This window comes from Streptomyces sp. NPDC090499 (assembly GCF_044769305.1).
Lineage (GTDB): Bacteria > Actinomycetota > Actinomycetes > Streptomycetales > Streptomycetaceae > Streptomyces.
Genome location: NZ_JBIVXP010000003.1, coordinates 316,176 through 339,449 on the forward strand (window position 1 = coordinate 316,176; position 23,274 = coordinate 339,449).

Annotated in this window: 25 protein-coding genes; 5 read left to right on the forward strand and 20 right to left on the reverse strand. The window is 71.8% G+C overall.

Annotated features, from left to right (window positions below; all coding sequences use genetic code 11):
• Nucleotides 1–35: 35 nt before the first annotated feature.
• The 3 genes from ACIQVL_RS13435 to ACIQVL_RS13445 all read right to left on the reverse strand — a co-directional run bounded on the left by ACIQVL_RS13435 (nt 36) and on the right by ACIQVL_RS13445 (nt 1,976).
• A complete protein-coding gene (locus tag ACIQVL_RS13435) occupies nt 36–689 on the reverse strand; it encodes a chaplin (RefSeq protein WP_403438338.1) in 654 nt (217 codons plus the stop codon).
• Nucleotides 690–829: 140 nt separating this feature from the next.
• On the reverse strand, nt 830–1,105 hold the full coding sequence (locus ACIQVL_RS13440) for a hypothetical protein (RefSeq protein ID WP_403438340.1): 276 nt from the start codon (nt 1,103–1,105) through the stop codon (nt 830–832).
• A gap of 73 nt (nt 1,106–1,178) precedes the next feature.
• Nucleotides 1,179–1,976: a hypothetical protein gene (locus ACIQVL_RS13445; RefSeq protein WP_403475366.1), complete on the reverse strand. Its 798-nt coding sequence runs from the start codon at nt 1,974–1,976 to the stop codon at nt 1,179–1,181.
• A gap of 467 nt (nt 1,977–2,443) precedes the next feature.
• Between ACIQVL_RS13445 and ACIQVL_RS13450 the strand changes: the two genes are divergently transcribed.
• The 3 genes from ACIQVL_RS13450 to ACIQVL_RS13460 all read left to right on the forward strand — a co-directional run bounded on the left by ACIQVL_RS13450 (nt 2,444) and on the right by ACIQVL_RS13460 (nt 3,831).
• Nucleotides 2,444–2,917, forward strand: coding sequence for a hypothetical protein (locus tag ACIQVL_RS13450; protein WP_366363803.1), 474 nt, complete (start codon nt 2,444–2,446; stop codon nt 2,915–2,917).
• 146 nt (nt 2,918–3,063) lie between these two features.
• Nucleotides 3,064–3,345: a hypothetical protein gene (locus ACIQVL_RS13455; protein WP_294007180.1), complete on the forward strand. Its 282-nt coding sequence runs from the start codon at nt 3,064–3,066 to the stop codon at nt 3,343–3,345.
• A gap of 195 nt (nt 3,346–3,540) precedes the next feature.
• Nucleotides 3,541–3,831 (forward strand): hypothetical protein, encoded by a 291-nt coding sequence (locus ACIQVL_RS13460; RefSeq protein WP_093499533.1) that lies wholly within the window; start codon nt 3,541–3,543, stop codon nt 3,829–3,831.
• Nucleotides 3,832–3,899: 68 nt separating this feature from the next.
• Here ACIQVL_RS13460 and ACIQVL_RS13465 read toward each other — a convergent pair whose 3' ends face one another.
• The 14 genes from ACIQVL_RS13465 to ACIQVL_RS13530 form a co-directional block, all read right to left on the reverse strand.
• Nucleotides 3,900–4,244 carry a hypothetical protein gene (locus tag ACIQVL_RS13465; RefSeq protein WP_403438344.1) on the reverse strand — a complete coding sequence of 115 codons (345 nt, stop codon included), beginning with the start codon at nt 4,242–4,244 and terminating at the stop codon, nt 3,900–3,902.
• Nucleotides 4,245–4,408: 164 nt separating this feature from the next.
• Nucleotides 4,409–4,693: a hypothetical protein gene (locus ACIQVL_RS13470; RefSeq protein ID WP_403475367.1), complete on the reverse strand. Its 285-nt coding sequence runs from the start codon at nt 4,691–4,693 to the stop codon at nt 4,409–4,411.
• 131 nt (nt 4,694–4,824) lie between these two features.
• Entirely contained in the window at nt 4,825–5,217 is a 393-nt protein-coding gene (locus ACIQVL_RS13475; protein ID WP_403438349.1) for a hypothetical protein, read from the reverse strand.
• 36 nt (nt 5,218–5,253) lie between these two features.
• Entirely contained in the window at nt 5,254–5,499 is a 246-nt protein-coding gene (locus ACIQVL_RS13480) for a hypothetical protein (protein ID WP_093499536.1), read from the reverse strand.
• Between the two features lie 152 nt (nt 5,500–5,651).
• The gene (locus tag ACIQVL_RS13485; protein ID WP_403438352.1) at nt 5,652–7,064 is read right to left on the reverse strand and encodes a condensation domain-containing protein; all 1,413 of its coding nucleotides are present in this window, start codon (nt 7,062–7,064) and stop codon (nt 5,652–5,654) included.
• Nucleotides 7,065–7,189: 125 nt separating this feature from the next.
• Nucleotides 7,190–8,056 carry a tyrosinase family protein gene (locus ACIQVL_RS13490; RefSeq protein ID WP_403438353.1) on the reverse strand — a complete coding sequence of 289 codons (867 nt, stop codon included), beginning with the start codon at nt 8,054–8,056 and terminating at the stop codon, nt 7,190–7,192.
• Nucleotides 8,057–8,161: 105 nt separating this feature from the next.
• Nucleotides 8,162–9,112: an ABC transporter substrate-binding protein gene (locus ACIQVL_RS13495; protein ID WP_403438356.1), complete on the reverse strand. Its 951-nt coding sequence runs from the start codon at nt 9,110–9,112 to the stop codon at nt 8,162–8,164.
• Between the two features lie 2 nt (nt 9,113–9,114).
• On the reverse strand, nt 9,115–11,049 hold the full coding sequence (locus ACIQVL_RS13500; RefSeq protein WP_403475368.1) for an ABC transporter permease: 1,935 nt from the start codon (nt 11,047–11,049) through the stop codon (nt 9,115–9,117).
• Entirely contained in the window at nt 11,049–12,416 is a 1,368-nt protein-coding gene (locus ACIQVL_RS13505; RefSeq protein WP_403475369.1) for a glycine betaine/L-proline ABC transporter ATP-binding protein, read from the reverse strand. The genes ACIQVL_RS13500 and ACIQVL_RS13505 overlap by 1 nt, the downstream gene beginning before the upstream one ends.
• Nucleotides 12,416–13,945 (reverse strand): GMC family oxidoreductase, encoded by a 1,530-nt coding sequence (locus ACIQVL_RS13510; protein ID WP_403438361.1) that lies wholly within the window; start codon nt 13,943–13,945, stop codon nt 12,416–12,418. The genes ACIQVL_RS13505 and ACIQVL_RS13510 overlap by 1 nt, the downstream gene beginning before the upstream one ends.
• 46 nt (nt 13,946–13,991) lie before the next feature.
• Nucleotides 13,992–15,503: an aldehyde dehydrogenase family protein gene (locus ACIQVL_RS13515; RefSeq protein ID WP_403475370.1), complete on the reverse strand. Its 1,512-nt coding sequence runs from the start codon at nt 15,501–15,503 to the stop codon at nt 13,992–13,994.
• A gap of 195 nt (nt 15,504–15,698) precedes the next feature.
• A complete protein-coding gene (locus tag ACIQVL_RS13520) occupies nt 15,699–16,400 on the reverse strand; it encodes a DUF2637 domain-containing protein (protein ID WP_403475371.1) in 702 nt (233 codons plus the stop codon).
• Nucleotides 16,401–16,421: 21 nt separating this feature from the next.
• Entirely contained in the window at nt 16,422–16,655 is a 234-nt protein-coding gene (locus tag ACIQVL_RS13525) for a hypothetical protein (RefSeq protein ID WP_403438368.1), read from the reverse strand.
• A gap of 99 nt (nt 16,656–16,754) precedes the next feature.
• Nucleotides 16,755–17,699 carry a LysR family transcriptional regulator gene (locus ACIQVL_RS13530; protein ID WP_403475372.1) on the reverse strand — a complete coding sequence of 315 codons (945 nt, stop codon included), beginning with the start codon at nt 17,697–17,699 and terminating at the stop codon, nt 16,755–16,757.
• A gap of 103 nt (nt 17,700–17,802) precedes the next feature.
• On the opposite strand from ACIQVL_RS13530, the gene ACIQVL_RS13535 reads away from it, so the two are divergent.
• Nucleotides 17,803–19,206, forward strand: a complete 1,404-nt coding sequence (locus ACIQVL_RS13535; protein ID WP_403438373.1) for an MFS transporter — start codon at nt 17,803–17,805, stop codon at nt 19,204–19,206.
• Between the two features lie 39 nt (nt 19,207–19,245).
• Nucleotides 19,246–19,932 (forward strand): siderophore-interacting protein, encoded by a 687-nt coding sequence (locus ACIQVL_RS13540; RefSeq protein ID WP_403438374.1) that lies wholly within the window; start codon nt 19,246–19,248, stop codon nt 19,930–19,932.
• A 71-nt stretch (nt 19,933–20,003) separates the two neighbouring features.
• Here the strand turns inward: ACIQVL_RS13540 and ACIQVL_RS13545 are convergent, their stop codons facing one another.
• From ACIQVL_RS13545 to ACIQVL_RS13555, 3 genes are all read right to left on the reverse strand, one after another.
• Nucleotides 20,004–20,993: a malate dehydrogenase gene (locus tag ACIQVL_RS13545; RefSeq protein ID WP_403438377.1), complete on the reverse strand. Its 990-nt coding sequence runs from the start codon at nt 20,991–20,993 to the stop codon at nt 20,004–20,006.
• Between the two features lie 397 nt (nt 20,994–21,390).
• Nucleotides 21,391–22,431, reverse strand: a complete 1,041-nt coding sequence (locus tag ACIQVL_RS13550; RefSeq protein WP_403438380.1) for a DUF2690 domain-containing protein — start codon at nt 22,429–22,431, stop codon at nt 21,391–21,393.
• A gap of 342 nt (nt 22,432–22,773) precedes the next feature.
• Nucleotides 22,774–23,250, reverse strand: coding sequence for a helix-turn-helix domain-containing protein (locus ACIQVL_RS13555; protein WP_403438383.1), 477 nt, complete (start codon nt 23,248–23,250; stop codon nt 22,774–22,776).
• Between the last annotated feature and the right edge of the window lie 24 nt (nt 23,251–23,274).

Consider the following 23,274-nt stretch of genomic DNA (forward strand, 5'->3'; position numbering starts at 1 on the left):
CCACCCGCGGCGCCCCGTGCGGGGCGCGGTTCCGGTCAGACGTACGAGCTGCCCGTCCCGGGGCGGAAGCGCCGGTAGAGCACCGCGCCGGCCGCCAGGGAGGCCAGGCTCACGGCGGCCGGTGCCCAGGGGCTGGCCGCGCCGGTGTGGGCGAGCGTGCCGGTCGTCCGCTGGCGCACGACGGTGGTCCTCGGGTGCGTCTTGACCGGGTGCTGCGGCTCGTGGTGCACCCGCGGCGTCGACGGTGTGGCCGGAGTGGACGGTGCCGGCGCGTCGGGCTTGTCCGAGCCGTTGCTCGACTCGTTGCCGAAGACGGGGTTGAGGACGCCCACCAGGTTCGCGCTGTTGCCGCTGAGGTTCACGGGCACGTGGACCGGGATCTGGACGAGGTCGCCGGAGAGGATTCCCGGCGAGTCGTGGGCGGTTCCGTCGGCCGTGGACCGGCCCGACGTGCTGGAGCCCGCCTTGCCCGGTGCCTTGTGCCCCTCGTTGGAGCACTTGTTGCCCATCGCGGGGTTCAGCAGCCCGACCACGTCCACGGTGTTCCCGCAGACGTTCACCGGGATGTCCACCGGCAACTGGATGGTGTTGCCGGACGCCACTCCGGGCGAGCCGCTCGCGGTGCCCTCCGCCGCGGAGTCGGCGTGCGCCGTCCCCGCGACCGCCATCGCGCCAGAGGCGACGGCCATGGCGATCACACTGTTCCGGGTAACCCGCTTCATGGGGTACCTGCCTTTCCGGACGCGTCGCGGGCAGTCACCCGGACTCGGTGAAACGTTGGGGAGATCACTGGGGAGAAGAGAGGGGAGGAGAGAGGCGGACTGCCAGGTCAGAGCGCCTGGTTGTTGCAGCCCATGTCCGAACCGAGGTGGCTCTGCTGCGCGCCCGGGTTCCCCTCGCCGTTCAGCAGGTTGCCCGCCAGGCCGGTGAGGGCGCCGACGCTGCCGAGCACCTCGATGTTCATGTCGTGGGAGCGGCACTCGGTGCCCTGCGTGACGTCGATGTCGTGGCCCGGCTCACCGTGTGCGAAGGCGGCGCCGCCGCCGAACGAGCAGACGCTGCCGAGGACGGCGCCCACGAGGACCGCCTTGTGGAGCTTGCGCATGGGTTCTCCGTTGGTCGAGCGGACGGGGATCCGCTACGGGTCGATGAAAGGTACGGACGGTGTCGGGAGGGCGTCAGCCGAGGCGGGGAAGCCCCAGTTGGCCGACGGGAGGCGCCGCGACCTGGCCGAGTCCGACCGGTGCGAGTCCGGGCACGCCCGGCGCTCCGAGCACGGGGTTGATGAGCGGGTTCACCTGCGGGTTCACCTGCGGGTTCACCTGCGGGGTGACGCGCGTCGGGCCCTCCGGGGCGTAGCCCTGGGGAACGGCCAGCTGCGGGGCGACCTGCGGCATGACCTGGGGCATGACCTGCGGTACGACCTGCGGCGGGGCGGGCTGCGGCTGGGGCTGGGGGTACTGCGGCGCCGGCGCGTACTGCTGCTGCGGGTAGACGGGGGCGGCCTGCGGCTGGGCGTACTGCTGGGGCGGCGGGGCCTGCTGGTACTGCGGCGCCGGGGCGTACTGCTGCTGCGGGTACGCGGGGGCGGCGGTGGCCTGGGCCGAGCCCTGCGACGAGGCCGAGGCGGCGGCGTAACCGGTCTGCTGCTGGGGGTACTGCTGGGGCGGCGGGGCCTGCTGGTACTGCGGGGGCGGCGGCGCCTGCTGCTGGTACTGCGGCGGCGGCGCGGCCTGCTGCTGCGGGTAGGCGGGGACGGTCGCCTGGGCCGAGCCCTGGGTCTGGCCGGCCGCGTAGGGGGCCTGCGGCGGAGCGGGGGCCGGGGGCGGGGCCTGGGGATACGGCTGGTCCGGAGCCGGCGCCGGAGCCGGACCGCCGTATCCGACGGGAGCGTCGGCATAGCTGACGCCCGCGCCGATGGCGGACAGTCCGCCGGCCGCCGCCAGAACGAGCGCGGCCTTGTGAAGCTTGCGCATGAAACCCTCGGCCCTTCGATACCTGGAGATGAGAAAGTCCATTGCGTTCGGTGCGGTCGCGCGTGCGGACGGTGCGGTAATGACACTGCACTTTCAGCAGCGGTACTCCCGGGACAGCACGCGAACTTCGCATCGGAGCCGGCGGCGATTCGCCTCGTTCTCGTCAGGTCCTCGGCCGCTGCCCTCTCCCCACCGGAACGAGGAATGCCGGGCGATGGTCACGGGAATTCAGGAGCGCGTCACCCAATTGCCGTCACCGATACGGACGTTGCCGCTCATATGCCTTTCGGCAAACGGGTGACACGACAGCGCGCCCGTATCCGGGTCCACCTGCCTCTCGTTCCCCACGGGGTGAGGGCGAAGGGGCATCCCAGCCGCCCGGCGCGGCGGCAAGGCGATAACCGCGCTGCCGCATCAGTCATTTCATCAGGTTCCGTGCACAGATCAAATGAAGAGCCGAGGATTTCATGCGCAAGTTTCGGCAAGTCGCGCTCATCGTCGCAGCAGCCGGCGGTCTGACCGCTGTCGGTGCCGCCCCCAGCTCCGCCGCCCCCGTCTCCTACGGGACCGGACCGACTCCCCTGTCGCAGCCGGACGCCCAGGCCGCCGCGGCCACCTCCGCCCAGGCGACCGCGCAGACGTACGGCACGCCGGCCCAGCAACAGGCCCCGCAGCGCGGCACAGAGGTCGCCCCGCAGCTCAACCCCCAGCTGAACCCGCAGATCAGCCCCCAGATCTCACCCCAGGCCCCGCAACAGGCGCAGGGCGGGCCGGTGGAGCAGAACAACCTGTTCCGTCCGTACCAGGAGTGCAGCCCGCAGTCCCTGCTCGACGCGAACGTCCCGGTCGCCCTGCTCGCCGCCTCGCAGACCCGTGGCGTCGACTGCACGCAGGCCAACAGCCAGTCGAACGCCCTTGCCAGCGCGCAGTACCAGGGCTGACGGGCGTTCGACCCTTCGGGTGTTTCTGCCGTGTATCGCAGAGAACAGCGCGTCGTTGCCAGATTTGCCCTATTAGGTACTAATCTCCCGTAATTGTAAAAAGTCGATCTTCCACAGATCGCAACCCCCCACTCCACGGAGATGACATGCGCAAGCTTCGCAACGCTGCCGTCCTGGTCGCCGCCCTCAGCAGCATCGGCCTGGTCAGCGGCACGGCTTACGCCGGCGGCGAGGGCCACGGGCACGGCGACAAGTTCAACATCACCCAGAGCTCGCACTGCAAGTCGCACGACCTGAACCTCGACGTCCTCGGCGAGGTCGGCCTGCTCAACGGCCTGCTGGGCAGCGCCCTGAACGGTGAGGGCAACCCGGGCGCCCAGGCCACCAACCTCGGTTCGACGATGGGCTGCAACAACAGCGCCTTCTGAGGCCGGCAACAGCAGCACTGAATGGTCCCGGCGCCCGGCGCCGGGACCATTCGTGTGTGTCGACGGGTCAGCAATGCAGCGAAATACAGGGGCACTCGGCGCGTCGCGCGGTTATCTCGGGTATTTCGTATCAGCCTTTATGACACAGATCGCGATTTCCCGCAGATCACATCCACCTCGCTCATCGGAGATGACATGCACAAGCTCCGCACCGCCGCCGTTCTCGTCACCGCTTTCGGGAGCTTCGGGCTCCTCGGCGCCGGCGCCGCCCACGCCGACCAGGGCTGGGGCAAGAAGGGCGACGAATTCAACATCCAGCAGAGCAGCAGCTGTAAGTCGCACGACCTGAACCTCGACATCCTCGGCGAGGTCGGCATCCTCAACGGCCTGGGCGGCAACCTGCTGAACGGCGAGGGCAACTCGGGTGCGCAGCAGTCGTCCCTGGGTTCGAGCATGGGCTGCAGCAACAGCGCGTTCGGCAAGTAGGGCAGAACGAAAGTCCCCGGTTTCCCGGCCGATGGCCGGGAAACCGGGGACTTTCGTTTTCGCGGCCCTCAGAACTCGACGTGCGGCCTCTTGAAGCCCTTGGGCAGCTCGGCCTTGTTGGAGCAGTCCACGACCTCTCCGACGCCGTGGGATCCCTCACCCACCAGCTGGTCGTCCGGGAACACCACGCGCGGACGGTCCGAGGTCGAGCAGTCCTGCGCCTGCTTGAGGACATGCGTACCGTTCTTGTCGATACGCGTCTCGCTCTTGTGCACACAGACGGTGCCGCCCTGGGCGGTGGTCCTGCAGTCGCCCGGGGCCGGGTCCGCGTAGGCGTGCCCGGCGCCGACACAGAGCGCGGCGAGACTCCCGACGAGCCCCGAGACGGTGGCGATCTTCCGTGCAGTGAACATGAGTTGTCTTCCTCTGCGAAGGGCGACGCAAAGCAGCCCGGACGCATACCTCGACGGAGTCGGGGTGCGTCCGGGCTGCCTTCGCCATGGTTGTCACTCAGCACACCGGCGAGCGGACCGAAGCGGCGCCGACGCGGGATACCGAGTTCGTGCGGGGTGCGTTTTTACTCGCCACCCTGGTTCTGGTCGTAACCGCCCTGCTCGGGGCCGGAGTTCCCCTGCTCCTGCGGCTGAGCCTCGGGCTGCGCCTCGGGCTGCGCCTGCGGCTGGGCCTGCGGAGTGGCGTAGTAACCGCCACCGACGGCCAGGGCGTTGGCCGTCGAGTTGGCCACGGCGGTGATCTGCGGAGGCGCGTCCTCGCCACCGGCGGCGGAGCTGACCCCGGCACCGAGGAAGGAGAGCCCCGCAACCGTCGCCGCTACGAGTGCGACGCGCTGAAACTTACGCATGATTGACCCTTTCTGGTCCAGGCGATAGCGCCCGGCTCGACTACTTAATGTGAGCATATACACACCGTCCGTAGCCAACCGGGGATCTACGCCCGCCATGTTGCGCATCAGCCCCGTCTGCCGTATAGGCGCTACCGGCCGCCGACCGGAAGGATCCGGCCCATGACACCGAACGGGTCGGCGGGCGACTCCGGCTCGTCACCCTTCTCCACGGGCGCCACCCCGACGGTTCCGGGGGAACAGGTCACCTCGGGCCCGAGCCGCTCCGTCCCCTGGCCCAGGACCGCGGGCAACTGCACGGGCTGCACCGGCTTGCAGGTCTCCTGGTGCGGAATGGATCCGCCCTCGGGAACCTCGCCCTTGATCCGCTGGGTGCAGGTGAGGTTGCCCATCAGGTCGTCGGTGCACTTCCCCGGACCCGCCGCGGCGTACGCCGGGGCGAGGCCGGCACAGGCCACGGCGAGGCCGCCGACGAGCCCCGAGACGGCCGCGATCTTCTTCGCGCTGATCTTCCCGCTGAACATGTGATGCGCTTCCTGTCGTGAGGACACCCGCCGAACTCAGCCGCCGAAGGCCTGGTTGTACTGGCCGCAGGTGGTGTCGAGGGTGTCGGCGAGGCCGAGCACACCGATCGGGACGTCATTCTCGGACACCGTCTGCGGGCTGCACTCCTGGTAGGGGCGGTAGTGGTTGGACACCTGCGGCCCACTGTCGTAGGACTCGGCCACGGCGGGGGCGGCGGCGACGGCGGACAGACCGCCGGCTGCCGCCACTGCTGCGATCACGACCTGCTGAAGCTTGCGCATGGAACCCTCGGTCCTTTGCTCATACAGCGAATTGGTTGCCTAGCGTGATTGCATAAACACTAGCAGTAGCGGGACAAGGGGTTCCACAACGGACATCCATCCCCAGGGTGACATAGCAACACATAATCACCTTATGGGGAGGGGGAGTTGGGTCAGGAGAGCGCCAGCTCCGCGGGCCGCGGGCGGTCGGTCGCGGGCACGGACAGGATCAGGTCCCGCAGCCGCTCGACGTAGCGCCGCACGTTCTTGTAGGCGATGTCGGTGTCCGGGTAGCGGCAGGCGAACCACAGTCCCTCGTGCAGCCGGTTGACCCAGGCGCACACCTGGTCGCCGTACGAGACCCGGAGCAGCCCGTACGCCTTCTGCTCGGCCCAGTCGGCCGCGCCGGGGATGAGACGGGCGTCCACGTACGAGATGATCGAGTACATGTCGGGCGAGGTCGGCCTGAAGTCCGCGCCGAGCAGCCGCAGTACGCGGGCGAGCGGGATGCGGGCCAGGGACCGGTTGGCCCGCAGTTCGGCGCGGACCGTGTCGAGCGCGGTCTCCAGGTTCCGGGCCGCGGGCACCTCGATGGGTGCGCCGCCGACGTACCAGCCCACCGAGTCCGACCACGCGGACTTCAGCCGGGTGTGGAACGGCACGACGGTGCGGTACACCGGCTGGCCGCCGAGTTCGTGGACGATCAGGCTGGTGGCGGCCAGGATGCCCACCAGACTGCCGCCGTAGGGACGGCAGTACGCCTCGAACGCGGCGGCGGCCTCGGCGTCGACGAGCGGCTCGCACACCAGCTTCTGGGTGGGCAGCACCCCGCCGGGCTCCAGACCGAGGTCGACGGGGAACTCCGGGAGCCGGCCGCCGCACCGGGCGATGAACTCCCGCCAGCGCGCGACGATCGCGTGGGCGTCGTCGATGCCGTCCGCGTTCGCCCGCTCCTGCTCGCAGAAGTCGACGTAACTCCCCACGGACGGACCGGTGACGGGGCTTCCCGCGACGGCGGCCGCGTACAGTCCGTTGATCTCCTCCGGGAGCCGGTGGATCGAGTAGGCGTCGACGTTGGTGTGGTCGAAGGCCATGTACACGCTGGTGGAGTCCTCGCGCACGACCGCCGTGTAGATGAGGTTCGGCCAGCCGAGCGCGTCCGCCGCGGCGTCGAACCGATCCTGCAGGTAACGGGTGAGCGCCCCCGCGTCGGTGAACTCCCCGACCTCCTCGCGGTGCAGGGACACGTCGCCCTCGGCGAGCGTGAACCGCTGCATGTCGTCACCGGCCCACCGGAAGCCGCTGCGCAGCGTCTCGTGCCGCAGCGTCCAGCCGCGCAACGCCCCTTCCAGCGCGTCGAGATCGACCTCGCCCGGCAGGTCGAACGCCGCGCCGAGCCAGGTCGGTACGAACAGCCCGTCCTCGCGCACCGACCGGGCCGTTCTGATGTGCGACTCCTGGATGTACGCCGGCGGCCGCGGATCCGGCGGCAGTGCCGCCGCGGCCGCGATCGTCACCGGGCTGAACCTCCACTCGACGAGCCGTCCGGGCCGGATCTCACAGCGCTGGATGTCAGAAATTCGCACGGTGGCTCTCCTTCGCAGAAGACACCAGCTTCGTCATCAACGGCAAGCCGTACGCGCGCGATGATCGCTGTGTCGCCGTGAGTTCAGCGGGACGTGTGACATCTCGAACGGACAAGCGCACCGCCTCACTCGTATCCGTAGATCCCCCGCACGTCCTCCAGTTCGGCCGGAGTGACGGTCCAGGGCGGCAGTTGCTGGTGCCGGGCCACCACCCGGCCGTGCTGGGGGTCACCCGCGCCCGGGGGCTCGGCCGGAAGGTACGTGTGGCCGGGGTGCCGTTGCTGCCAGCGGGTCCACAGCAGGTCGACGAAGGAGTGATGCAGCCAGAAGACCGGGTCGTTGACGGACGCGGCGCTGACCATCACCCCGCCGACCCAGTGGTGGACCCGGTTGTGGTTCTGCCAGGAGACGCTGCCCCGGCCGCTCCCCCAGCCCTCCAGCCTGTTGCGGTACCCGCGGGTGACGGCCGAGTTCCAGGGCCAGCTGTCGTAGACCGGGTCGGCCAGCGCGGACTCGACGTCCCGCCCGGTCGGCAGCTGGATCGGGGCGCGGGCATGGCCGAGGTCGCGGGTGAGGTAGTGCACGTCGGTCACGTTCTCGGTGATCTTCCACCGACCCGCCCGGTAGGCGAACGGGCCGGTCATCACCTGCCGGTCCGAGCGCCGTCCGTTGCCGCCGAGCAGGTCGTCGGCCCACGGCAGGGAGTCCGGTGCCCGGTCCCGGGTCCAGTCCCAGTACGGCACCGTCACCGACGCGTCCACCCTGCGCAGCGCCCGCTCCAGTTCGAGCAGCAGCTTGCGGTGCCAGGGCAGGAAGGACGGCGCCATGTGGGCGGTGCGCAACCGGTGTTCCCGGTCGGCGGAGTTGTGCGCGATGTGGATCCGCACGAACTCGTCGTACTCACCCCGGCGTTTGACCTCCAGCAGCGCGTCCACGAACCGGCGCCGCTCGGCTCGGGTCAGCCTGTTGACGTTCTTGCGCGTGTAGACCACGTACGCCTCCCTCGGGCATCGGCCGGAGGGGTAACCGCCGGACATACCTTCGGGTCACCGGCCTGCGGCCGGACCGGTGACGCGGCGGCAGGCCCGGCGGCCGGCTCAGGACAGCCAGCGCTTCCACACCTCGGGGTGGCCGTCCACCCACTTCTTCGCGGCCTCCTCGGGGCTCAGCTTCTGGTCGGCGATCATCAGGGAGACCTGGTCCTGGTCCTCCGTCGTCCACGTGAACTTCTTCAGGAAGGCCGCCGCCCTGCCGCCGCTGTGCGCGAAGTCGGTGTTGAGGTACTTCTGCAGCGGGGTGTGCGGATACGCGCAGGCGACCTTGGCCGCGTCGGCGTCACACCCTTCCTTGTACGCGGGCAGCCGCACCTCGGTCATCGGCACCTTCTTGAACAGCCACTGCGGCGCGTACCAGTAGGTGAGGAAGGGCTTCTTCTCCTTGGCGAACTGCTTGATCTGGGTGATCTGGGCGGCCTCGGACCCGGCGAAGACGACCTGGTAGTCCAGCTTCAGGTTGCTCACCAGCGCCTTGTCGTTGGTGACGTACGACGGTGAGCCGTCCAGGAGCTGCCCCTTGCCGCCGCTCTCCGCGGTGCGGAAGAGCGGGGCGTACTTGTTCAGGTTCTTCCAGTCGGTGATGTCCGGGTGCTGCTTGACGAGATAGGTCGGCACGAACCACCCGATGTGCCCGGTGACCCCGAGCTCCCCGCCCCGGCTGATGGTCTTCTTGTCGTCGACGTACCGCTTCTCCTGGTCCGGGTGCCCCCAGTCCTCCAGGATCGCGTCCACGCGGCCCTGGCTGAGCGCGTCCCAGGCCGGCACCTCGTCGACCTGCACGGTGTCGACGCGATAGCCGAGCTTGTGCTCAAGGAGGTACTGGGCGACGGCCACGTTGGACTGCGCGCCGACCCAGGACTGCACGGACAGGGTCACGGTCTTCGACCCCTGCGCGTTGGCGAACGGCGAGGCCTGCCGGGTCATGTCGGCGGCACCGCACCCGGTGGCGAGCACCAGGACGGAGGCGGCGGCGACGAGTGTCGTACGACGCATGGTCATGCTCCCTTCTCCGTACGGCGTTCCGTGGGCTGGGTGACCCGGTCGAGCATCAGCCCCAGGCAGACGATGGCGGCACCGGCGACCAGCCCGGTGGCCAGGTCGCCCTGGGCGAGACCGAAGGCGACGTCGTACCCGAGGGCGCCACCGCCCACCAGGCCGCCGATGATGACGACGGCGAGGACGAGCACCACACCCTGGTTGACGGCCAGCAGCAACGCGGGGCGGGCAAGCGGGAGTTGGACCTGGGTGAGCTGCTGGCGGCCGGTCGCGCCGAGCGACCGTGCGGACTCCAGGGCGGCGGGGTCCACCTGGCGCAGGCCCTGCGCGGTGATCCGTACGACGGCCGGCAGCGCGTAGACGACGGCGGCGGCGACGGCGGGCGCGCGGCCGACACCGAACAGCGCGACGACCGGGATCAGATACACGAACTGCGGCATGGTCTGGAACACGTCCAGGACCGGACGCAGCGCGCGCTCCACGCGGTCGCTGCGGGCGGCGGCGATGCCGGTCGCGAAGCCGAGGACGAGCGTCACGGCGACGGCCGCCAGCACCTGGGACAGGGTGTCCAGCGACGGCTCCCACACCCCCAGCACGCCGATCGCGGCCATCGCCAGGACGGCGGTGAGCGCGGTGCGCCAGGTGCCGATCAGCCAGGCCAGCGCGGCGACCACGAACAGCACCGCCCACCAGGGCAGCCACTGCAGCCCGGAGCGGACGGGGTCGAGGACCCACGTGGTGAAGTGCCCGGCCCAGTCGGCGGTGCCGCCCACGACCGGCACGCCCGAGTACAGGTGGGCGGTCATCCAGTCGACGGCACGGTTCACCGGTTCGGCGAAGTCCAGGGTCCAGGCGGCGGGCCAGTCGAGGCGGCCGAGGAGCCGGGCGGCGAGCGCGACGGCGACGGTGACACCGAGGCCGTACAGGAGGCCTGCGGGGGCCTTGCGGACGTCGCCGCGCTCGCCCGCCGCCGCGGTGATGCGGTCAAGGACGACCGCGAGGAGCACGATCGGAATGCCGGCGGCGAGGGCCGCGCCGACGTCCACCGAGGCAAGCGCCTGGTAGACGCGGTCACCGAGGCCGCCGGCCCCGATGACGGACGCGATGACCGCCATCGACAGCGCCATCATGATCGTCTGGTTGAGGCCGAGGAGGAGTTCCTTCCGGGCCAGCGGGATACGGGCGGTCAGCAGCCGCTGCGTGCGGGTGGCGCCGAGCGAGTCGACGGCCTCCATGACCTCGGGGTCGGCGCCGCGCAGGCCGAGGGCGGTGAGCCGGGCCATGGGCGGGGCGGCGTAGACGACGGTGGCGAGGACGGCCGCGGGGACGCCGATGCCGAAGACCAGGACGACGGGGAGGAGGTAGGCGAAGGCGGGCAGCACCTGCATGGTGTCGAGGACCGGGCGCAGGGCGCGGTGCAGCCGGTCGGAGAGCCCGCCACCGAGGCCCAGCATGAGGCCCACGGCCACGGACGCGAGCACGGCCACGACCATCAGCGCGAGGGTCTGCATCGTCGGGACCCACATGCCGAGGGCACCGCAGGCGAGGAACGCGGCGGCCGTACCGGCGGCGAGCCGCGTCCCCGCGACACGGTGCGCGACGGCGGCGGCCACCACGGTGACGCCTGGCCAGCCCGCGGCGAGGAGGGTGAGGTAGACGGCGCGGACGGTGAGGACGACGGCGTTGCTGATGTAGCCGAAGAAGTAGAGGAAAAGGGGGTGCGTGTCCCGGTTGTCGATGACCCAGTTGCTGGCGGAGGTGAGGGGGGAGGAGAGATCGACGGTGAGGTGACTGGGCCAGGGGGCGGACGCCCAGTGGGCGTTGGCCACGGGAACGAGGACCGCGGCCGCCACCGCCAGGGCGAGAAGCTTACGGGCGGCCCGGCCGGCAGGAAGCGTCACCCGACGAGGGCCGGGAACACTGATCGTCGCCATCAGACGTCCTCCGGACTCGTGCGACCGCCCGCGGCCGAGTCGGCGTCAGCGACGCCGACGGCCGGGTTGCCTTCCGGCGGGACCTCCGCGTCCCCACCCAGGGGCGCGGGGAACTGCGCGCCCGGCCCACGACCACCCGCAGCCGCGGAACTCTGCGACCCACCGCTCGCATCCCCACCCAGGGGCACGGGGAACTGCGCGACCGGCCCACGACCACCCGCAGCCGAACCACCACCCGCAGCCGCGGAACTCTGCGACCCACCGCTCGCATCCCCACCCAGGGGCGCGGGGAACTGCGCGCCCGGCCCACGACCACCCGCGGCCGACGTACCGCCCGCATCGCCCTTCGCCACGACGCCGAGCAACGTGTCCGCGTCGACCACTCCGACGCACCGGTCGCCGTCCACGACCCGCGCGGGGACGCCGGTCCCCGCGACCACCTCGATCGCCTCGGCGACCGTCGCCTCCGGGCCGACCGCAGGGCCGTCGCCCTCCCCGGCCTCCCCCGGCTCCCGCATCGCCGTCCGAACCGTCATCACCTGCTCGCGCGGCACGTCGCGGACGAACTCGCGGACGTAGTCGTCGGCCGGGGAGCCGACGATCTCCTCCGGGGTGCCGAGCTGGACCACCCTGCCGTCCCGCATCAGGGCGATGCGGTCGCCGAGTTTGAGCGCCTCCGACAGGTCGTGGGTGATGAAGACCATGGTGCGGCCCTCCTCGCGGTGCAGGCGGACCACCTCCTCCTGCATGTCCCGCCGGATCAGCGGATCGAGCGCGCTGAACGGCTCGTCGAAGAGGAGGACCTCGGGGTCCACGGCCAACGCCCTTGCGAGGCCCACCCGTTGGCGCTGACCGCCGGACAGCTGGCCGGGGCGGCGCTGCTCCATGCCCTCCAGGCCGACCTTGGCGACGACCTCGGCGGCCCGCGCACGCCGCTCGGAGCGGCCGACGCCCTGGATCTCCAGGCCGTACGCCACGTTGTCGAGGACGGACCGGTGCGGAAGGAGCCCGAAGTGCTGGAAGACCATCGCGGCCCGGTGCCGGCGAAGTTCCCGCAGCCGGCCCTTGTCCATCGCGCGGACGTCCTCGCCGTCGATGGCGATGGCACCGGCCGTCGGCTCGATGAGCCGGGTCAGGCAGCGGACCAGAGTGGACTTGCCGGAGCCGGACAGGCCCATCACCACGAAGACCTCACCCTTGCGCACGTCGAAGGAGACGTCCCGGACGGCGGCGGTGCAGCCGGTGCGGGTGCGCAGCTCGGCCGGGGACAGGCCGGTCAGTTCGGGGTCGGCCGGGACGCGGTCGGCCTTGGGGCCGAACACCTTCCACAGGCCCTCGACGGAGAAGACAGGGGTCGCACTGCTCATCACGCACCGCCCTTCAGGAGGTCCACGGCCCGCTCGCCGACCATCAGCACCCCGATCATCGGGTTCACGGCCGGCATGGCCGGGAAGACGGAGGCGTCGGCGACGCGGATGCCGTCCAGGCCGCGGATCCTCAACTCGGGATCGACGACCGCCAGTCGATCGTCGGCCGCACCCATCCGGCAGGTGCCCGCCGGGTGGTAGACGGTGTGCGCGGCCTTGCGGGCGTACTCGCTCAGTTCCGCGTCGCCGAGGATCTCCGGGCCGGGGCACACCTCGCGCTTCAGCCAGCCCGCCAGCGGCTCGGTCTTCGCGATCTCGCGGGCGATGCGGATGCCGTCCACGAGGGTGCGGCCGTCGTAGTCGTCCTCGTCGGTGAAGTAGCGGAAGTCGAGCGCGGGCTTCACGGACGGGTCGGCGCTGGTCAGGTAGAGGCGGCCGCGGCTGCGGGGTTTGGGGATGTTCGGGGTCATCGAGACGCCGTGCGCGGGGCGTTCGTAGCCCAGGCGCTCGGGGTTGTCGGTGAACGGGACCTGGTAGAAGTGGAACATCAGGTCCGGGCCCGCCTGTTCGGGGTCGCGGCGGACGAACAGGCCCGCGTCGGAGTCCATCGCGGAGTTCTCCGGGATCGGGCCGTTCGTCTCCCACACGATCACCGACTCGGGGTGGTCGAGGAGGTTCTCGCCGACGCCCGGGAGGTCGTGCGCGACCGGGATGCCGAGGGCTTCGAGGTCCGGAGCCGGGCCTATGCCCGAGTGGAGCAGGAGGCGCGGGGAGTCGACGGCGCCGGCGCACAGGACGACCTCGTTGCGGGCCCGTACGAGGAGTTCCTCGCCGTCCTTGGTGCGGACGTGGACGCCTTCGGCCCGGGTGCCGTCCAGCTCCAGGCGGTACGCCCACGTCTCCAGCAGGAGGTGCAGGTTGGGGCGCTCGTCGAGCACCGGGTGGAGGTAGGCCACCGACGCGCTCGACCGCTTGTTGGTCTCGGGGTGGTAGGCGAGGTCGAAGAAGCCGACGCCCTCGGTGAAGGGCCGGCGGTTGAACCCCTCCACGCGCGGGACGCCCAGCGCCTCCTGGGCCGCGTCGACGAAGTCGCGGGCGATGGCGTTCCGGTCCTTCTCGTCGACCGGGACGATGTTGTTGAGGAGGCGGGCGTAGTAGGCCTCCATCGGCACCGCGCCCCAGCCCTTGGCTCCCGCCGCCTCCCACTCGTCCCAGTCGGAGGGCAGCGGCTTGAAGGAGATGAGGGTGTTGTGGCTGGAGCAGCCGCCGAGCACCCGGGCGCGGCTGTGCCGGATGTGGGAGTTGCCGCGCGGCTGCTCGGTGGTCGGGTAGTCGTAGTCCAGTTCGCCGCCGAGCAGGCCCATCCAGCGGCGCAGGGTGAGGACGTCGTCGCGGCCGACGTCGCTGGGTCCGCCCTCGATGACGGCGACGGTGACGTCCGGGTTCTCGGTGAGGCGGGAGGCTATGACGGAACCGGCGGTTCCGCCGCCGATGACGACGTAGTCGTAGACGTGGGGGGTGTGGGACATGGGAGGGAGCTCCAAAAGGCTTCTTCGGTACGGCGGTCGGAAGAACTCAGCCGGCGAACCAGCGCACCGGCTTCGGCGCGAGGTTCTGGTAGACGTGCTTGGTCTCGCGGTACTCGGCGAGCCCGGCGGGGCCCAGCTCGCGGCCGGTCCCGCTCTTTCCGAAGCCGCCCCACTCCGCCTGCGGCAGGTAGGGGTGGAAGTCGTTGATCCAGACGGTGCCGTGCCGCAGCCGTCCCGCGACCCGCCGGGCCTTCCCGGCGTCCGTGCTCCACACGGCGCCCGCGAGTCCGTACTCGGTGTCGTTGGCGAGGGCGACCGCCTCGTCCTCGGTGCGGAAGGTCTCGACGGTGAGGACCGGGCCGAAGACCTCCTCGCGCACGACCCGCATCCCGCGGTGGCACTGGTCGAGGACGGTCGGCTCGTAGAAGTAGCCGCCGGCCGGGCGGTCGGCGGACGGTTCGGGCCGCTTGCCGCCCGCGCGCAGCACCGCGCCCTCCGCGAGCGCCGACGCCACGTACGCCTCGGTCTTGGCGCGCTGCTGCTCGGAGACGAGCGGTCCGCACTCGACGCCGTCCGCGGTGCCCCGGCCGAGCCGGATCCGGGCGGCGCGGCGGGCGAGTTCGGCGACGAACCGCTCCCGTACCGGCTCCTCGACGATCAGCCGGGCGCCGGCCGAGCAGACCTGGCCGCTGTGGATGAACGCGGCGTTGAGGGCCTGGTCGACGGCGGTGTCGAAACCTTCCTGCGTGGCGCAGGCGTCGGCGAAGACGACGTTGGGGTTCTTGCCGCCCAGTTCGAGGGCGACCTTCTTGACGGTGGGCGCGGCGGCCTGGGCGACCTTGGTGCCGCTGACCAGGCCGCCGGTGAAGGAGACCAGGTCGACGTCGGGGTGCTCGGCGAGGCGGGCGCCGACGGTGTGGCCGGGGCCGGTGACGAGGTTGGCGACTCCGGCGGGCAGCCCGGCCTCGGCGAGCAGCTCGATCAGCGCGACCGTCGTCAGCGGGGTGAGCTCGCTCGGCTTGACCACGAAGGTGTTGCCGGCCGCGAGCGCCGGGGCGATCTTCCAACTCGCCTGGAGGAGCGGGTAGTTCCAGGGCGTGATCAACGCGCACACGCCGACCGGTTCGGACACGACGACGCTGTGGATGTCGGCCGAGCCCGCGTCGACCACCCGGCCCGCGCCCTCCGCGGCGACCAGGTCGGCGAAGTAGCGGAAGGCGTCGGCGACGCAGTCGATGTCGACGCGGCCCTCCTCGACGGTCTTGCCCGCGTCCCGGCTCTCCAGGCGGCCGAGCTGTTCGCGGTCGCGTACGAGGAGGTCGGCGACCCGGCGGAGCAGGGCGGCGCGCTCGGCGACGGGGGTCCGGGGCCAGTCGCCGGCGTCGAAGGCGTGCCGGGCGGCGGCCACGGCCGCCTCCGCGTCCTTCTCGTCGCCCTCGGCGACCACGGTGAAGGGCAGGCCGTCCGCGGGGTCGATGATCTCGCGTGTTGCGCCGGAGACCGCTGCCAGCCAGTCGCCTCCGGCATGGATGGTCGCTCGTGCCGTGCTGTCCGCCATGATCGGTATTGCCTTCCGTTCCTGTTCGGTGCCCCTGCGTGACCTCCGGGTCACACTCGGGGACCGCCAGCACCTGCCCTCGGCCTCGGATTGCATGCGCAATCGTCGACCGAAAGTGTGCGGCGTCACTGAACAGTCGGACATAAACGAACAAACCCCCGAGGGGCGCGAAGGCTCCCGGGGGGCGGTTCGGGTTCAGGGCGTGGTGGTGCCCGCCGATCCGGCGGGCGTGGCGTGCCGGGGGCCGCTCTTGGTCGAGATCTGGCCGACGAGCTCCCAGAAGCAGACCAGGGCGGTGACGGGCGGAATCCCGAAGATGACTAAGGACAGCAGCGCGTGGGAGGAGTGGCTGACGCACAGGGCCACGGCCACGACGGAGGCGGCCAGCACGACGCACCAGGACCGGCGCGCGCTGCGGCGCTGCGCGGTGGCCCGCAGGACGGACAGCGCCGCCACGAACCACGGGCCGTAGACCGTCAGCGGCCAGTACCGCGCCAGCCCGCCGGGGAGCACCGAGGAGGCGATGCCGCGCAGCTGGGCGTAGGAGTAGCAGAGGGACCAGGCCAGCATGGACACCGCGCACAGCGAGACCGTCGCGATCAGGAGCGTGATGTGCGTGACGCTCCGGCCGCCGTCGAGCAGGTGGGAGTCGTGGCGGACCCGGTGCCGGACCCGCCGGCGGCTGCCCCGGCGCTGGGCCGGCACGTCCAGCAGGGTGGGGGCCGTGGCCGCGCTCGGTGCGGACAGTATCTGCGCCAGCTCCTCGACCGGGTCCCAGTCGTTCGCCGCGACGTCCGGCTCCGGGGCACCCCAGGCATGGTCGTAGAGACCGGGGTGGTCGTAGAAGCCGGGGTGGTCGTAGAGACCCGGCCCCGAGTCGTGCTGAATCCCGTCCATCGATTACCTCCGCACCCTGCCTCAGAAGGCCCCGTACAGATCCGCCAGCGTCCGCCGATATTCATTTTCCATCGAGTTGATTCTCTTCAGGAAATCATCGAGCAGGTCCGAGCATGAGGTGATATCCATACCACCGGGCCAGCGGAGCACGGTTGTCGGATGATCTTCGGCTGCGCACCAGTCCAATCGCGTCACGGTCACCTTAACGACCGTCACGCCGGGCGGGATCTGGAGCGTTCGGGGGAATTCAGTCACCCGGAAGAGAAGTTATATAATTCCCACCGCCCGCACATTCGAAGAAATGGCGAATGCGCCGGATGCCGCACTCCGTCAATACTGAATTTAAATGAGCGGCTACGGCGCGGCACCGGCGGCGGCCCCGGAGGCCCCGGCCATCAGCTCGCGTACGCAGCCCCGCAGCCAGGCGTGTGCCGGGTCGGCGTCGTGGCGCGGGTGCCAGGCCAGGCCGATGGGGATCGGCGGCAGCGGCAGCGGGACCTCGAAGGTGGTGAGGCCCAGGGCGGTGGCCAGCGGGACGCCCCAGGAGGTGATCAGGCCGATCAGGTCGGAGTCGCGCAGCACGAAGAGGGAGGCCGGGAAGGTGCCGACGGTACCCACCACCCGGCGTTCCAGGCCGAGTCCGGCCAGCGCGGCGTCGACCGGGCCGTGCAGCTTGCCGCGCCGCGAGACGTTCAGGTGACCGGCCGCGGTCGCGTACCGCTCGGGGGTCAGCTCGCCGGCCAGCAGCGGGTGCCCGGACCGTACGACGCCGAGCATGCGGTCCTCGTGGAGCTGCTCCACCCGCACCTCGGGCGCGGTGGTGTCGATCGCCCCGACCTCCAGGTCGGCCGTGCCCTGCCGCAGGTACGGCAGGTCCACATGGGCCTCGGCGAGGAAGCGGATGCGGATGCCGGGCGCCTCCGCGGCGGCCCTGGCGAAGAGGACGGCGGCGTGGGTGCCGGCGATCGTGTCGGAACCGACGATCGTGAACGTCCGGGAGACGGTACGCAGATCGGCGTCCCGGCCCGGCGCGAACAGCGCCCGCGCCCGCTCCACCACCGCGCTCACCTCGGCGCGCACGGCCAGTGCGTGCGGGGTCGGCACCATCCGGCGCCCGGCGCGCACCAGCACGGGGTCGCCGAGCGCCCGGCGGATCCGGCCGAGGGTACGGCTCATGGCCGGCTCGGACAGGTGCAGCCGCCGCGCGGCCCCCTGCACGCTCCCCTCCTCCAGGAGCACGTCCAGCGCGACCAGCAGGTTCAGGTCGAGGCCCGCGGGGGATGCGGCGGATTGCGTCATACGCAGTCGTCCCTTGCAAAGGTTGCACTGGAAAGCAGGTCAGTGCCGAGCCTACGGTGACAGGGCAGCCCACACCACACCCACCAGCTCCCCGGGAGAAGCCGTGCCCCCGCACGCCCTGAAACGCCCCGTCCTGCTCGTCCTGTGCGCCTGCGTACTGGTCGCGCAGAGCATGGTCGCCGCCATCAACCTGCTCATCCCCGAACTGGCCGCGTCGTCCCTGCACCCCTCGCACAGCGAGATCCTGTGGACCGTCGACGCCTACGTCATCGCCTTCGCCGGCCTGCTCATCCCGGCCGGCGCGCTCGGCGACCGGCACGGCCGCAAGGGCGCCCTGCTCGCGGGCCTCGCCCTGTTCGCGGCGGGCGCGGCCACCAGCGCGCTCGCCCCGGATCCCGCCGTGCTGATAGCGGGCCGCGGCCTGTCCGGCGCCGGAGCCGCCCTGATCACCCCGGCCACCCTGTCGATCCTGGTCCACCTCTCCGCCCCCGAACGGCGGGCCCGCGCCCTCGCCTCCTGGACCCTGGCCCTCGGCCTGGGCGGCGCGGCCGGCAACCTGGGCGGCGGCCTGGTCGGCCAGTTCCTCTCCTGGCGGGCCCTGTTCGCCGTCATGGTCCCGCTGGCGGCCCTGCTCGCCCTGGCCGTCGCCGTCATCACCCCGCGCACCGGCCGCTCCGCGCACAGCAACCCCGACCCGCTCGGCACCGTGCTCCTCACGGCGGGCCTGGTGGCGGTGCTGTTCGGCATCATCGAGGGCACCACGTACGGCTGGACGTCGGCGCCCATCCTCGGCTCCTTCGCGGCCGGTGCCCTCCTGACCGCCCTCTTCACCGCGCACGCCCTGCGCTCGCCGCGCCCCCTCTTCGACCCCCGGGTCTTCGCCTCCGCCCGGCTGCGCTCGGCGTCCCTCGGCACGGCGGCCGGCTTCTTCGGCCTCTTCTCCCTCTTCTTCGTCAACTCGCAGTACCTGCAGGGCGTCAAGGGCTACGGCGCGGCCGTGACCGGTGTCGCGATCATGCCGCTGACGATCGGCATGGCCCTGGTCCCGAGGCTCGCCGCCCGCTGGTCGGGCCACCCGCGTGCGGTCGTGGGTGCCGGACTCGCCCTGATCGGCCTGGGTCTGCTCGGCGCGTCCACCGTCGACGCGGCCACGCCGTACTGGGCGTACGCCTGCTGGCTGCTGGTCATCTCGGCCGGCACCGGGCTCTCGATGCCCGCCCTCACCCTCGGTGTGGTCGACTCGCTCCCGCCGCACCAGGCGGGCCTCGGTTCGGGCCTCGGCACCACGGCCCGGGAGACCGGCGCGGCCCTCGGGGTCGCGGTCACCGGCACGATCCTGTCCGGGCACGGCGACCTCGCCTCCGGGATGGGCCCGGCGCTGCGCACGGTCGCCCTGCTGGTGCTCGCGGCGACGGCGCTGGTGGTGGCGGGTCACGGCGGTCGCACCCCGACACGCACTATCGCGTCCGATCCGGAACGCGTACTATCGCGTTCGACCGGTGCCTGAGCAACTCCCCCCGCACCCCGGCCCGTTGAGGAGCCCCCGATGCCCGCCCTCCTGAATCCCGTCCTCGACCTGCTGACCCTGCGCGGCACCGTCACCGAGGCCGAGCAGATCACCGCCCGGATGCGCCGGCTGCGCATCGACGGGGAGCAGCTCGCCGGCCTCGACGTCCGGCCCGGCCAGCAGGTCCGGGTCCTGGTCGCCGGCCTGACCCTGCGGACGTACTCGGTCTGGCACTACGACCCGTCCGGCGTCGTCGAGTTGTGCGTCCTCGACCACTCCGAGGGCGGGCCGGGCGCCCGGTGGGGCCGGACCGCCCAGAAGGGCGAGCAGGTGCGGCTGCGCAGGCCGGAGGGCACCTTCACGCTGCGCCCCGACGCCGCCCACCACGTCTTCGTCGGCGACGAGACCGCCGCGGTCGCCTTCGGCGCGATGCTCGCGGCGCTGCCCGAGGAGGCCCGGATCTCCGGCTGCGTCGAGACGGAGACGGCCGCCGACCGGCTGCCCCTCACCCACGCGGAGCGCCTCGACTGGGTGCTGCGCACCGAGACCTCGCTGCCGGAGGCGGTACGGCGGCTCGCTCCCGGACCCGGCGGGGTGGCCTACGTCGCCGGGGAGGCGCGGGCCGTGCAGGCGGTGCGCAGGGTGCTCGTCCAGGAGGCCGGCTGGGACCGGCGTGCGGTGCTCACCAAGCCGTTCTGGACGCCGGGGAAGCGGGGGATGGAGTAACCCGCTCACCGCACGCGGACGGGCCCCGCTCCGGAGGAATCCGGAGCGGGGCCCGTCGGGGTGCGGGAGGCTCAGATGAGGCCGAGGGCGCGGACCGCGTCGCGCTCCTCCGCCAGCTCCTGCACCGAGGCGTCGATGCGGGCGCGGGAGAAGTCGCTGATCTCCAGGCCCTGGACGATCTCGTACCGGCCGTCCTTGGTGGTGACCGGGAAGGAGGAGATGAGGCCCTCCGGGACGCCGTAGGAGCCGTCCGACGGGATGCCCATGGAGGTCCAGTCGCCGTCGGCGGTGCCGTTGACCCAGGTGTGGACGTGGTCGATCGCGGCGTTGGCGGCGGAGGCCGCGGAGGACGCGCCGCGGGCCTCGATGATGGCCGCGCCGCGCTTGGCGACGGTCGGGATGAACTCCTCGGCCAGCCACTTCTCGTCGCTGACGACCTCCGCGGCGTTCTTGCCGGCGACGGTGGCGTGGAAGATGTCGGGGTACTGGGTGGCGGAGTGGTTGCCCCAGATGGTCAGGCGCTTGATGTCGGCGACCGTGGAGCCCGTCTTCTTCGCGAGCTGGGTCAGCGCGCGGTTGTGGTCGAGGCGGGTCATCGCGGTGAAGCGCTCGGCCGGTACGTCCGGGGCGGCGGCCTGCGCGATCAGCGCGTTGGTGTTGGCCGGGTTGCCGACGACCAGGACCTTGATGTCGTCCGCGGCGTGGTCGTTGATGGCCTTGCCCTGCGGCTTGAAGATGCCGCCGTTGGCCTCCAGCAGGTCACCGCGCTCCATGCCCTTGGTGCGGGGGCGGGCGCCGACCAGGAGGGCGACGTTGGCGCCGTCGAAGGCGACGTTCGGGTCGTCGGAGATGTCGATGCCCTGAAGGAGCGGGAAGGCGCAGTCGTCGAGCTCCATGGCGGTGCCCTCGGCGGCCTTGAGCGCGGGGGTGATCTCCAGGAGGCGGAGCCGGACCGGCACGTCCGCGCCGAGCAGCTGGCCGGAGGCGATGCGGAAGAGCAGGGCGTAACCGATCTGGCCGGCCGCGCCGGTGACGGTGACGTTCACGGGAGTGCGGGTCATGGCGTTCTCCGTATGACAGCTGGCGGTGGGCGTCCTTGCCCTGGGTGCCCTGGGGTGCGGACGTACAAATGATCGATCTCTTGGTATCAAGAGATCCACCGGTCAGGCTATCGCGCATCAAGGATGCCGGAGGGCGAGGGGTCCGTGTGGCTCACCCCACAAAAGAGGCGGCCGCCTGCCCGGGAGAGGTGAGACAGGACGGCCGCCACTCGGGGGTACCGGATTCCGGACTCCCGTGGGGGGATACGTGTCGCGTGCCCAGTACGGAGGCGGGCATTCCTGTGTGCCGCAGATTTCTTCGCCGGCCGGCGTTGCCGCGAGGTCCGGGGGCTGCCGCCCCGGGCCCCGTCGTCGGTCTTCGGCCTCGTCCTCGAACGCCGGACGGGCTGTTCGAGGTCTACGTCGTGCACCCCTGCCGGCCCGACGCCAGCGTGGCGCAGGCCTTCGCCCGCGCCGCGTCCGGCACCGCCACCATCGGCGTGTACGCGATCGTGTCGCCGGCGGCCGTGATGTCGCCGCGTTCCGTGGTGGTGCCGGCCGTGACCCGGACCGAGTCGCCCTGGGCGGCCCCCGTGATCCGGCCCCAGGCGGCGCCGCAGGTCCGGCTGTAGCGGACCTCCAGGGTGGTCGCGCCGACGGTGACGGTCTTCGCGGTGGTCACGAGGTCGCCACTGCACCCCATGGCCTCCGCGTCCTTGCCGGTGCAGCCGGCGCCCGCGCACTTCACCCCGGCCGGGAGGTCGCTGCCGGTAGCGGTGGAGGGGGTGGCCGAGGCGGCGTTGCCCTGGTTCTTCCTCCCGCCGCCGTCGCCCCCGGTGAGGAAGAGGACCGCGGCGATGACCACGACCACGCCGACGGCCCCGGCGAGGAACATCGTCAGCCGCCGCCTGCCGCCGCCGGGCGGGGCCTGAGGCGTCGCCGGACCGCGGGAACCCCCCGCCCCCTCCCGGCGGTTCGCGTCGGGTGCGGTCGGCTGGGGCGGGATGGTGGGCGAGACACCCGCCGGTCCGGCGATCCCCGGCATCGCCACCGCGCTGCCCGCCCGGCGCGGCGCCTTGCCTTCTCCGGCGCCGGAGGGCGAGGTGGCGGGCGGCGCCCCGAACTCCCCCAGCGCCGCCCGCGCCTGGGAGATCCGGATCGCCTCCATGGTCATGTCGTGGCGCATCTCCGAACGGCTCCAGGCGCGTTCGGCCAGCTCCCACATGGTCGTGAGGTGGACGGGATCGGTCTCGGTGACCTCGGCGAGCGCGACGACCGCGCCCTTCGGTGCCAGCAGACGGCCGCTGAGATAGCGCTCCCAGGACGTCCTGGCGTAGCCGGTGCGGTCGGACAGCGCCGCGACGCTCAGGCCGCTGCGGTCCACGAGGCGCCGCAGCTGGGTCGCGAACTCCTTGACCTGCGGATCGAGTTCATCCGGCAGGGCTTTCCAACGAGGCATAGCTTCCCCCTCTTCCCCCGGTCCTCTTCCCCCGGTTCGGTGCCGTGTCTTCCCCCGCGCTTCCCCTCGCGCGGTGCCCCCGCGCCGGTCCCCGTCTGGCCTACCCAGCGAGATGCGGCGGCCCCGGAGAACAGTCCCCGGGCAGGGGGCGCACTGGAGCACCGACCCGTCCGGAACGCACCGTCGCACGCCTGCCGCCCTAGGTCCAACGGGCCCCCGGCTCGTCCCGATTGGACACGTTAGCCCGGTTGTGGGTCGGCTCCGTTACTTGTCCGCGAACTTGTCAACACATCGACACACCGGTCATCCGGCCGTGACCTCGCAGGTCACAGGGGGCACACCTCACCCGAGAGCCACGGCACCGACGACCGCCACGAGGAGCAGGACGAGCAGCAGCAGGACCGCGTACAGCAGCAGGCGGCCGTGCGGGCGGGGCGCCGGTTCCGGTTCCGGCCGGTCCCACCACGGGAGGGTCGGGTCGTCCTCGTACCCCTCCGTCTCCGCCGCGCCCGGCGGGCGGTCCGGGTCCGGCGCGGCCGCCGGGCGCGGCCAGGCCTCGACGGCCAGTTCCCATCGCACGGCGTGCCGTTCGGCGTCCGAGTCGGCGAGGCCCGCGACCCGGCACAGCGCGACGACGGCCTGCCGGGGCGGCGGCTGCACGCCGTTGAGATAGCGCTGCCACGACGACTTGCTGTACGCGGTACGGGCACCCAGCGCGACCAGGCTGAGGCCGGTGTCGTCCTTGAGGAGCCGCAACTGCTCCACGAAGTGCCGCACCTCCGGCGGGAGCCCCTCCGGCAGCGGCTGCCAGCCGCCCATCACGCACCTCCACGGCCTGCCTCG